Source organism: Aquiflexum gelatinilyticum (assembly GCF_024813435.1).
GTDB classification, from domain to species: Bacteria; Bacteroidota; Bacteroidia; order Cytophagales; family Cyclobacteriaceae; genus Cognataquiflexum; species Cognataquiflexum gelatinilyticum.
In genome coordinates, this window is the sequence record NZ_JANAEZ010000002.1 from 773,458 (window position 1) to 785,111 (window position 11,654).

Annotated in this window: 9 protein-coding genes; 5 read left to right on the forward strand and 4 right to left on the reverse strand. The window is 37.8% G+C overall.

Annotation, left to right across the window (positions count from 1 at the left end; translation table 11 throughout):
* Positions 1 to 86: 86 nt before the first annotated feature.
* The 4 genes from NK987_RS07860 to NK987_RS07875 form a co-directional block, all read right to left on the reverse strand.
* On the reverse strand, positions 87 to 701 hold the full coding sequence (locus NK987_RS07860) for a hypothetical protein (RefSeq protein WP_259263391.1): 615 nt from the start codon (positions 699 to 701) through the stop codon (positions 87 to 89).
* A 61-nt stretch (positions 702 to 762) separates the two neighbouring features.
* Positions 763 to 2,040: a hypothetical protein gene (locus NK987_RS07865; RefSeq protein WP_259263392.1), complete on the reverse strand. Its 1,278-nt coding sequence runs from the start codon at positions 2,038 to 2,040 to the stop codon at positions 763 to 765.
* A gap of 190 nt (positions 2,041 to 2,230) precedes the next feature.
* Positions 2,231 to 2,647, reverse strand: a complete 417-nt coding sequence (locus NK987_RS07870; RefSeq protein ID WP_259263393.1) for a nucleotidyltransferase substrate binding protein — start codon at positions 2,645 to 2,647, stop codon at positions 2,231 to 2,233.
* A gap of 71 nt (positions 2,648 to 2,718) precedes the next feature.
* Positions 2,719 to 4,164, reverse strand: a complete 1,446-nt coding sequence (locus tag NK987_RS07875; RefSeq protein ID WP_259263394.1) for a trypsin-like peptidase domain-containing protein — start codon at positions 4,162 to 4,164, stop codon at positions 2,719 to 2,721.
* Positions 4,165 to 4,362: 198 nt separating this feature from the next.
* On the opposite strand from NK987_RS07875, the gene NK987_RS07880 reads away from it, so the two are divergent.
* The 5 genes from NK987_RS07880 to NK987_RS07900 all read left to right on the forward strand — a co-directional run bounded on the left by NK987_RS07880 (position 4,363) and on the right by NK987_RS07900 (position 11,606).
* Positions 4,363 to 5,529, forward strand: coding sequence for a 1-deoxy-D-xylulose-5-phosphate reductoisomerase (locus NK987_RS07880; protein ID WP_259263430.1), 1,167 nt, complete (start codon positions 4,363 to 4,365; stop codon positions 5,527 to 5,529).
* On the forward strand, positions 5,529 to 6,848 hold the full coding sequence (rseP, locus tag NK987_RS07885; protein ID WP_259263395.1) for an RIP metalloprotease RseP: 1,320 nt from the start codon (positions 5,529 to 5,531) through the stop codon (positions 6,846 to 6,848). The genes NK987_RS07880 and rseP overlap by 1 nt, the downstream gene beginning before the upstream one ends.
* A 111-nt stretch (positions 6,849 to 6,959) precedes the next feature.
* Positions 6,960 to 8,180: a hypothetical protein gene (locus NK987_RS07890; RefSeq protein WP_259263396.1), complete on the forward strand. Its 1,221-nt coding sequence runs from the start codon at positions 6,960 to 6,962 to the stop codon at positions 8,178 to 8,180.
* Positions 8,181 to 8,192: 12 nt separating this feature from the next.
* Positions 8,193 to 10,232 (forward strand): Kelch repeat-containing protein, encoded by a 2,040-nt coding sequence (locus NK987_RS07895; RefSeq protein ID WP_259263397.1) that lies wholly within the window; start codon positions 8,193 to 8,195, stop codon positions 10,230 to 10,232.
* A gap of 147 nt (positions 10,233 to 10,379) precedes the next feature.
* A complete protein-coding gene (locus NK987_RS07900) occupies positions 10,380 to 11,606 on the forward strand; it encodes a hypothetical protein (protein ID WP_259263398.1) in 1,227 nt (408 codons plus the stop codon).
* Positions 11,607 to 11,654: the final 48 nt, after the last annotated feature.

Below are 11,654 nucleotides of genomic sequence, written 5' to 3' on the forward strand. Positions count from 1 at the left end.
CTGAATTTTTTTTCCGTCTCAATAAGTACCGCAAAATCTTATTTGAAGGTTATTGAGATTTCATTTTTGTCCGATAAATATTCAGATCAGAATATCAAGCCCCATTTAAGAACAAAGCTGTTGAAAACATATTCTTCTTTGCGTACCGAAATGAATCCCGGTGGGATGGAAGGATCTCTAAAAGATGAAAATCCAATTTCTTTGGACCCCTCATAAAAGTTTGCTTCCTGTCTTTTGTATCCAATACTCAAAACCGAAGAATGCTTCCCTTTTTTTGAGTTGCGTCCGATTCCTATGCTGGGGTTCAAAAACAAACCTCCTTCATACCAGGATTCTGTCCACTCTGTTTCCACTTTTTTTTCCAACATGGTTGAGGCAGCCCCCAAATCCATACCTGCAAATAAGGTATGTCTCTTGCCTTTGTCCAAAAAACCACGCCAACCCAAACCGATTGGCATCAAGGTAAAATTTGGATAGGTATCTACTCCCAGCAAAAATCCCGTGGCATGGTATTTATTGATCCACACACCATTCAATGTTTGGAATGAAAAATTTACTCTTTCAGTATATCCTTCAAAATCTGTCTTTACTTGTCCAATGGATAATCCAAGATCTGTTTGATTGAAAAAAGTCTTTTCTTGGGAATATGTTTTTCCCAAAAATGAAAAAAGGATCAAAATTAGAAACAGTATTTTCTTCATCGTCTAGTTTTTGAAAGGACTTCAAACCCTCCGGGGTTTTTAACCCTTGAAGTTTTTTTTATCAAACAATCACCGGATTCTTAACCTGGATGCAGCTAAGCGGCTTGAGTACAGAAGGAGTGGAATAATCAAACTGACAGACTCCGTCAGGACCGATCACAATCAGAGATTTTGGACCAGGGATGATGTCCACTGATTTCATGGATTTCAAAAATTCTAGTTGGTTTTTATCGATGTTCATGACGTCCGCAACATTGAAGCTTTTGAGTCCGTGCTCACCTTCTGCGATATAAAGAAAATCCCCTGCAAGGCCCAAACCGTGAGGATTCAGCATTTCATAGGCTTTCAATAGCTTTGGATTGTAAGGGTCTTTGATGTCCAATACCTGTAGTTCATTGACACCTTGTCTGCAAAATTGACCATTGCGGAGCGTCACAAAGGCATAATCTTCGTTGACAACTACAGGGTCACAGGCAGTGAAATGTGAATACTCAGCCATTTTCTTTGGGTCTGAAGGAACCCTTGCATCATAGATATGCATTCCTGTATTGGAACCGATGAAAAGTTTTTCTTGAAAAGGGAAAATTGTTTCAATTCCCCAACCTAGGTCAATATTTTTGATAAAAACAGGCTCATCTTCTTTGTTGACATCAAAGACTCTAAGACTATATTCATCCACAGCATACAAGTGTCCGCTCATCAATGTGAACCTTGCCATTGAGCCTCCTTGACCATAGCTTTGACCTCCGCCTTTGCTACCGGCATCATTCGCCATTGCCAAAAACTCAGGACGGCCCCACCATCCTCCCCAACCCCACATCATATCAGATTCACTTGTCAGGACTGTATCTTTCCAAGTGATGATTTGTCCCGTATCAAAATTGCTATACATGTTTTTAAAAACATCTTCTTCCCTATCTACCATTTTGATACTCCTGACATCGCTGATATCAAAAGAAAGCAGGTCAACGTAATTGTCGGCATATAGGATTTCGCTGTTGACAGCCAAGTCCACATTACCAGGGATGTTGATAAAATTGATGTTTTTTGGAGATGCAGGGTTTGAATTATCCAGAATGTGGATCCCCTTCTGTGGCTCATTGATAAAAAGGTAATCCCCATAAATGTAGATTTTTCCTGGGTTGTCCAGTTCCTTTCCCGGTTCGATGATGATGTCGGCTTGCCTTACTGTACTCATTTCCAGATAAACCGGATAGGATGTTTTGTAAGTATACGTGTTGGTGACCTCATCATGGCAGGAAGGTAAAACCAAAAACATCATGAACGCCAAAACCAAATGCAGGTTTTTTCCGATAGTGGGGTTACTCTTGTTTTTCATGGTAGTTTGGAAAATAGGTTAATTGTTGAATACTAAGCTCAAAAGGCCATATCTCCTTGACGGTTATTTTGGCGTTTGTGCTACAGGGACAATAAAAAAATGTGAAAACTTCCTGAAAAAGTTTTTAGCTAGGTTATCATCTAATTTACCCAACCAATATTTTGTAGCTAGCCTGACATTTACTTCAAACTTAATCCAGCTTGTTTTTGAGCTTTCTTTCAAAATTTTCCAAAAGCTTGATATATGTCTTGGAGATGTTTTCGGCAAATTCACCTTGGAAATCTTCTGTATAAAGCGGGTTGAATTTAATCCTTTCGATGATCATTTCCAGCCAACCTTTACCGTCGTCAATCAGTTCTTCATTAAAAGCCTCAACAGTTGCATCCCGTGAACCTGAAAATGGCTGAATCCGACCTTGTTTTTTGAAATATTCCGCAATGGTTTTTAATGCCAATTCATGGGTAAGCTCAAATGTCCGGATCACCCTTTTTTGGTTTTTAGGTTCATTCGGAGCGGTTTTATAAAGCTTGACAACATCATGTAGCTCATTTAGAGCATCCTTATAGTCTTCAAAACACTTTTCGCAAGAGGGAGGAGTTATTTTCATAAGTAGTGGTGTCTATTTTGGAGTACAATTCATCTTGAAGATGTGGATTGCAAAACCTTAATTTAGGAAAATTATCTCACATTATAGGACTGCATAAAGGGTTGTCCGCTTGGGGTGATGCCCTCTAGCCTTAATCTGCCACTGAATTTTTCAAGATATTGGCCTACTTCATCAGGATTTTTGGCGGGTTCTCCGTTGATCATGGTGATCACAAAACCATTGTTTAATCCCAGATCCCTCAAATATCCCCTTGTCATTGAAGTAATTTTGATGCCATAGTTGATTCCGAATTTATCTTTTTCTATGGTATTGACAGTCTCAAGTTTCGCCCCAAGCAAATTGGAAGTGTAATATTCCCTTTTGATGACTCCGGTAGTTCCCTCCAGATTTTGGAGAGTAAGTGTAGCACTCTTGAGTTCAGTGCCTCTTTTAAATTGGACACGGACTTTATCGCCTGGTTTATAATAGGACAATACTTCCTCAAAACTTCCTTTTCCTGTAATGTCAATGTTTTCTATCCAAGTCAGGACGTCATTTTTTTGCATTCCTGCTTTTTCTGCGGCACCTTCCCGTACTACGTGTGTTATGATCACCCCATCCAAAGAAGGTAATTTCATATCTTCTGCAAGTTCGGGAGTGATTTCCACCACTTCAAGTCCGGGAATGGCTTTCTGGACTTCACCGTATTTGATCAGGTCATTGGCGATTTTCATGGCAATATCCACCGGCACTGCAAATCCATATCCTGTATAAGAACCTGTTCTGGAAAGGATCGCGGTGTTGATCCCAACCAATTCCCCATTAATATTGACCAGAGCACCGCCAGAATTACCGGGATTGATCGGGGCATCGGTTTGGATAAAGGACTCCAAAGGAAATTCACCGCCCAAAATATTGATCTGCCTTTCTTTGGCTGAGACAATTCCCGCTGTTACGGTGGATGTCAGATTGAAAGGATTTCCTACGGCAATGACCCATTCCCCAATTTTTAAGCTTCGGCTTGTCCCCAATTGGATGGCAGGAAGATTGGCTGCCTCAATTTTCAATACCGCAATGTCAGTATTCTTGTCCGTCCCGATCAATTTGGCAGGGTAGGTTCTTTTTTGGTGGACGATTTCGATGGTTTCTGCACGGTCGATGACATGGTTGTTAGTGATGATGTAGCCGTCAGAACTGATGATTACTCCCGAACCGGTACTGACTCTTTGAGTAGGTTCAGTTCCAAAAAAATAGTCAAACATGCTGTAGCGTCTTTGGTCAGTTCCCGAAAAATTCTTGATGAAAACGACTGATGGAGTGCTTTTCTCCGAAGCCTCTACAAATGATATCGGGGCATTAGTACTTGGCAAAGGCTGTGAATTATAATTGACATTATAATTTGGACTCTCGGGAATTTCAATCGTTCCATTCTGTGGAATTTTGTCATTTGTACCAAATTCCTGAAAAGCCCAAGCCCCTAACAGACCTGCTGAAAAGGCCAAAAGAATTGTCTTCGCATTTTTTATCATATCTGCCATAACGAATTGCTCTAATTTTGGGTTAGTTCTTTTGTAGCACTATTAGATGTATACACCGATTTATGTGCCAAAATTACCCCTTTTCAAAAAGACTGAAAAATTTGGAGGAAAAGTCCATTAACCTTGTAATTTTGTCATGTCTTAAAGGGAATTTATCAGACAGATAGACTTTGTCCCTTGATCATGCAAATTGAATTAATGTCAGGAAAAAAGAATGTAGCCATCCTTGGCTCGACAGGGAGCATAGGAACCCAGACCCTCGAGGTCATCAGATCTCATACCGAAAAATTTCAAGTTGAAGTCCTGACTGCCCAAAATAACGCTGATTTATTGATCAATCAGGCCATTGAGTTTCAACCCAATTGTGTGGTGATCTCCAATGAAGGACTTTACGAAAAGGTAAGGGATGTTTTACTTCCATTGGGGATTAAAGTTTTTGCAGGGGAAAAAGCCTTAGCTGACGTGGTTACCATGGAATCTATAGACATCGTATTGACAGCCCTTGTCGGATATTCTGGACTGATTCCTACCATGAAAGCCATTGAGGCTGGAAAAGCGATTGCGCTAGCCAATAAAGAAACCTTAGTGGTTGCCGGTGAATTGGTTACTAAATTAGCCCGTGAAAAAGGGGTTAACATTTATCCTGTTGATTCAGAACATTCTGCGATTTTCCAATGTTTGGTAGGAGAGTTTCACAACCCAATTGAGAAAATCATACTTACTGCTTCAGGAGGTCCTTTCAGAGGAAAAGACCGATCTTATTTGGAAACAGTGACCAAGGCCCAAGCGCTCAAGCATCCCAATTGGGATATGGGAGCAAAGATTACCATAGATTCTGCTTCACTGATGAACAAAGGTCTGGAAGTAATCGAAGCCAAATGGTTGTTTGGGTTGTCCAAAGATCAGATTGAAGTGGTTGTTCATCCTCAATCCATTATCCATTCTTTGATTCAATTTGAAGACGGAAGTATCAAAGCACAACTTGGATTGCCCGATATGCGTATTCCTATTCAGTTTGCTTTGAGTTACCCTGATAGGTTAAAAGCAGACTTCCCAAGGTTTGATTTTGCCAGATATCCAAACCTGACTTTCGAAAAACCTGATATCCAAACATTCCGTAATTTGGGTTTGGCTTTTGAAGCACTTGAAAAAGGAGGAAATGCACCTTGTATTTTAAATGCCGCCAATGAAATCGTTGTGGCTGCATTTTTGAGGGAGGAAATCGGATTTCTTGAAATGTCAGACATAATTGCCGAGACCATGGTGAAAGCTGATTTCGTAAGAAAACCTACATTAGAAGATTATGTAAATACGGACAAAATGTCTCGTATCATCACTGAAGAATTAATAAAGAGTAAAGTATAATGGATACACTGATTATGGTAGCCCAATTGATATTGGGTTTGTCAATTTTAGTAGGCCTGCATGAGTTAGGTCACTTGCTTACAGCCAAAATGTTTGGAATGCGTGTGGAGAAATTCTCCATTGGATTTCCTCCAAAAATCATCGGTTTTCAATGGGGTGAAACAGAATATTCCATAGGAGCGATTCCTTTGGGAGGCTTTGTCAAAATCTCCGGAATGGTCGATGAATCCATGGATACAGAAATGCTCTCATCCGAACCTCAGCCTTGGGAATTCAGATCAAAACCTGCTTGGCAAAGATTGATTGTAATGCTCGGGGGTATCATTGTCAATGTGATTACGGGGATCATAATTTTTGTGGTTTTGGTACACCAAAGAGGAGAAACTTATTATTCACGCGACCAAGTCATTCAGAATGGAATAGTTGCTCTTGAAATCGGCCAACAGATTGGTTTTCAGGATGGGGACAAAATTCTTGATATCAATGGCTTACCATACGAAAGCATCAATGAACTGAGTGGTGGAGAGGCTTTATTGAGCAGTGGAGGTTTTTATACAGTGGATAGAGGAGGAGAAATTCTAAAAATCGAAATTCCAAGAGGGTTTATCAATTCCTTCAACAGTGAACAGGCAATGTCCAGCTTCATCAATATCAGGATTCCTTTTGATGTCAAAGAAGTAAGTCCAAATTCTTCAGCAGAGAAAATAGGCTTGAAAGCCGGGGATAAGATAGTAGGAGTAAACGGTTCTCAGATTGCTTATTTCAATGAATTGCAAAGCTCTCTTGCAGATCTAAAGGGAAAAGAAGCCACTTTGGTGGTTGAAAGAAACGGTGAAACCTTAGAAAAAACAGCCCAAATATCAGATGAAGGAACAATCGGTATTGCGGTGAATCCTTTGTTGGAACCTGTTGTCAAAAAATATGGTATTGCGGAGTCTATCACCAAAGGAACTCAGCGGGCATTTGGAGTAGTTATTGTCAACGCAAAGGCTCTTGGAAAAATGTTTACCGGAGAGGTGTCAGCCAAGAATGTAAGCGGTCCGATAGGTATGGCAAAAATCTATGGCAACAGTTGGGATTGGGTTAAATTTTGGAGTATCACCGGTTTGATCTCCATGATTTTGGCATTTATGAACCTCCTTCCTATTCCCGCACTCGATGGTGGACATGTTATGTTTCTACTTTATGAGATGGTTTCGGGTCAGGCGCCTTCCGATAAGTTTTTGGAAAATGCACAAAAAGTTGGGATGGTTTTACTCCTAGCCTTGATGGTTTTTGCGATTGGGAATGACATCCTGAAATTATTTACAGGGCCTTAATTTGGTCAAAATCCAAGATTTCAAAGGGGATGAAAATTTTTTTCATCCCCTTATTTTTTAATATTACTTTTTTGGGTATCATTGTTCGATTTAAAATTTGATCGCCCATTTATGAAGATATTTGCCGCCATTATTTTGGTTTCGACATTGCATTTTTTTGTTTTTTCCCATTTTGCCACAGCACAGTCAGATGATTACATCATCCTAAAAGACGGCTCCAAAGTTTATGGTAAAATCGAAAAGAAGTTTGACTATGAATCTTATGATAAAATCCGTTTTTCAAAACCGGTTGAAAAACCCAAAACCCTTTTTCCAAGTGATATTGGTGGATTCGGGTTTGAAAACGGATGGCAATATTTGGTAAAAAAATTAGCCGAGGAAAAAGAACCTGAATTCGTTCAGGTTTTGATTTCAGGGAAGTTAACCTTATTGAGAAGCCAGAATATTTTTTACATAGACAACGGCACAGATATCATAGAATTGGTAGCCCACTACGAGGAGGAATCAATAAATGGCAGGGAGTTCAGTGACTTCAAGAGACCATATATCGCTACCCTGAATATGTTGATGGCGGGAAATTGCACCAATGAATTGTATCAGGATATCTTCAATTTAAAATATGAAGAATATGGTTTTATTTCAGTTTTGTCAAAATATCACCTTTGTGAAAACCTGCCTTTTGAGCTCCATTTCAAGAAAGAACCATTTACCAGGATTTCTCCTGTGATTTCTGCAGGGATGTCTTCTATAGTGCTCACCCCATCTACTATTAGCGGAAACAGAAAAGATGCTTTTGAGACCAGTATTTTTCCCATTTTTCAGATAGGTGTCAAAGCACATCAGTTTAGAAAATGGCCAAGGTTGTCTATGGATGTTTCTATTGCTTATCTCAGGCAGGACAATACAGTCCTTTCAGAATATGTTTCTACCGAGCAATACATGACAGCTACTGAGAATTATGCTGCAAGCACCATCATGGTCCCTGTAACCATTAACTATACCTGGATCAGAATGGGGAATGTCGATTCCTATATCGGATTGGGGGTTGTGTCCAATTATAACAAGATCGAAAGTGAATTTTCCATCATTGACCAGACATTGAATTCAACCGGAATCACCACCCTTTACGAAGAACCATTGACAGATATCAAAAGAAGGTTTGTCAGTCCTGTTGCAAAGCTTGGGAGTGTCATCAACTTAAGCAAAAAACTCGCTTTGATCGCAGAGTTTCAGATTACACAAAATTCCGAAGTGATGAGTGTAAGCCTTCCTTTCAATGTGGTAATCTATGACAGGATGGTCAGTTCCCTTCTTATTGGTTTACGTTTTTAAGTGGAGAAAATTATGAAAGCAAGAATAATAGCATTGTTGGTATTAGGAGTTTCAGTCTTTTACTCCTGTCAAAAGGAAGAAGATGTCAAGCCTGCCACAAATCCGAGATTTAGTGTGGCTCAAATCCAAGAAACCAATACGCAAGGTATTTCTGTGGCGGCAAATGTTTTTGATTATGGATCTGATGAGATTATTGAGTATGGTTTTGCTGTGTCTGTATTGCCACAACCCAAGATTCAACCCTTGAGTGTAACCAAGAAGTCGGGAAAACCTGAATTATTTTTTGATTTGGTCATCACCTCATCACTCACAAAAGGTGTGACTTATTGGGTTGCAGCTTTTATTAAGACAAATAAAAATATTGTTTATTCAGAACCGGTTTCTTTTGTCAGTACCGGTTCAGGAGGGTTTTTTGTTGAAAAAATTAATTTTAAAGACGAGGTTTATTATGGGGATACAGTGGAGGTTATTGGAAATAATTTCAGCGATGGAATGGCAAATAAATCTGTAAGTGTCTCTGATGCGGAGGCACAAGTGATTTATGGAGACCAAAACGGTATTAAGTTTATTTTGCCGAAGGAATTGGCAAATCAAATCAATAAAAAGAACTTAGAACTTTCAATCAAAATCTCTGATGGAGTTCTAGAAAAAGAATTCAAACGGGTTTTTACATTTGTTGACCCTATTTTTGAGGTTCAAGGTTTTCAAAGTTTTAATTTTGGTGATACTTTAACTCTCCAAGGGTCATTTTTTCTTGGTCAAGACATTTTTGTCAAATTTAATGGAAATCAAATTCAACCCATCTCAACTTCAGAAAACGAAATAAAATTCAAGGTTTTTGATTTAAATCACCCGCTTGAAAAGCCAAACCTAACAATTAATGTAAGGGGCAAAGATTATAATTTAGGCCATATTTTTGGGATTAAACCCACTATAGTTAATCCAGGTCAAGAAATTGATGTTTATTTTTTCTCCAGCTCAATAATTGCAGGGGAGAATTTCGCCCCGGATCTTTCAGGGTTTAATCAATTAATAGATGAAAATGGATTTCAAATACCCTTTAACATGGTTTTTGTAAACCAAAATGAATTGCATATTAATTTCAATTCCGATTATATTTTTCCCCAAAGGTCAGGGAAATTTTTCATTAGGAATTTCGATAAATTATCTGAAAATGGGGTGAATTATAAAATCATAAGTCCATTATTTTTAGTTGCTAAATATAATGAGCAACAGTATGGGATAGATAGTGAATCAATTGTTTTAGGAAATAAGGGGTATTTTGTTTCCGAAGATAAATTATACAGTGTCCTGTTGGAGAGTAATTTTAATCAAAGTCTTGAACTTCAAATTCCATTTTATTTCCATAATTCTACCATGTTCAGGCAATTTGGCGGGAAGATTTACATGGGAGGAGGTGTGTCTGATGAAGGTTTTGATATCAAGACCTTTTACGAAATTGATCCGATCTCTAAATCCGTAAGAAAGTTGGCTGATTTTCCTGAAAATTTCGGGAGACCCACAAAAATTTATGAGCATAATGGCGACATAATTTTTGAAGGAGGATCTTTTCAAAATTCACCCGAGCAGCAAGGATTTACTAACAAGAGATATAAATATTTGGTACAGCAGGATGCGTGGGCCAAACTGGATGATTTAGCAGAAAGTGTAGATTTCTATAACTTTCAGGAAGATTTAATTTTTGAATATAAAAATGAAATTTTTGCCTTAAGAAATAATGCTACCACATACAGGAAGGAGCTTAAAAAGCTGAATAATAATACCCTATTATGGGAAAATTTGGCAATATATGATGTGTACGAATCCTTTAGGATGAATGAAGTTCTTATATTTAAAGAATATGCATATGTCAGGTTTCAATCACTTTTTATCAAAATAAATCTTGAGAACTACTCCTTTGAATATTTAAATACCCACCCTAGTAATCCCTTAAGTTTAGGATTTAGAGGTATTTTACTCCAAAATAATGATAAAGGCTATTTTCACTATGGCGATTTACTAATTGAGTACGATCCTTATTTCGGAAATTAACCTACCATATAGTGTGTTCTAAGTTAACTAAGATGATTTTTTTAAAAAAAAACTCGAGGTTTATGATTCTTGAACCAAAGCATAAGTTTCAAAAGGGTCCTATTTGGGCCTTATTCACAATAAAAATTATCATATTTTAAAAATCACATGAAAAAAATAATTACCCATTTACTATTGATAGCTTTTTTTGGTATTATCAACAATTATAGTTTTGCTCAAATTGACAAAAAAGATTACGTTATTTATTTAACAGGGGAAATTATCCGAGGCGAAGTAAAAAAGCCATTGGATCCTAGAAGGTATAAGGTTTTGGAATTTTCAGATGAAGGAATTTTTGACACAATATTCAAACCTGAAGATATCCGAGGATTTGGGCTTGCCAATGGTGCAAGATATAGATCCGCAAGTCATCCAAATACAGGAGAAATTGTTTTTTTTGAAGAGATCATTGTAGGGAAAAAAAGTTACTTAAGTTACAAAGATCAGCTATTTATAGAACTTGAGGAGGGTTTGAAAAGACTTGAATTTAAGCAAAATAAGGAAGTAAATATGAGGCAGGTTAAAACTGAATCATTCGGATATATAGGTTTGTTGACTTATGGGCTCGGAACAGGAATGGAATACGACTTTGTTGAAAAAATCAGAAATGTTCCACCAAAAAAAAATGCGATTAAAGAATTATTTGAGGAATATCATAAATTGAATGATTACGATTATGAAGAGTTTGGCGCCAAATATCCTTTGCTCAAAATCAGCCCCAATATAGGTGTGGGATATTACCAAATGTTTCAAAGTGTAAATGGTACTTATTCCTCAGTTCAACCTGTCAGTAGTTCTTTAGGGATCAACGCCTTGTTGGATTTTCACTTGGTCAGGGATGCTCCTAGAGTTTTTATAACTTCAGGACTTATTTTTCAAAAATTTCAGACTTCAATGGATATTAATTTTCCGGTATTGGGTGGACGTTTTATTATCTATGAGGATTTTGATATCAGCAGTTTTGGTATACCTTTATTGTTCAATTATTATCTGGCAGGGAATGATAAGTTTAAAGTTCATACAGGAATAGGGATGAATTATAGATTGTTGAATAAAACTACCAATGCGATCATTGCTGAAGCCAGAAAGACTAACGGAGAATTGATTGAATCATTTAACCCCCAAGAACTAGATGTAGGCAATAATATTGGATTGCTTATTAGATTGGGATTAACCACAAAAATCACAACAAAAACAGCTTTGGTTTTGGAGGGCCAAGTCCATAGAATGGGACGTTTTGGGGAGATTTTCGCTTCTGCCCCGGGAGCGCAGGCTTCGGGTCATTATAAATACACTTTGAATGGTTATTCTTTGGTTGCTGCGATTAAATTTTGATTGTTTTAGTGTTTTGAAAGAAATCAAATCGAATTCAATTGATATTAA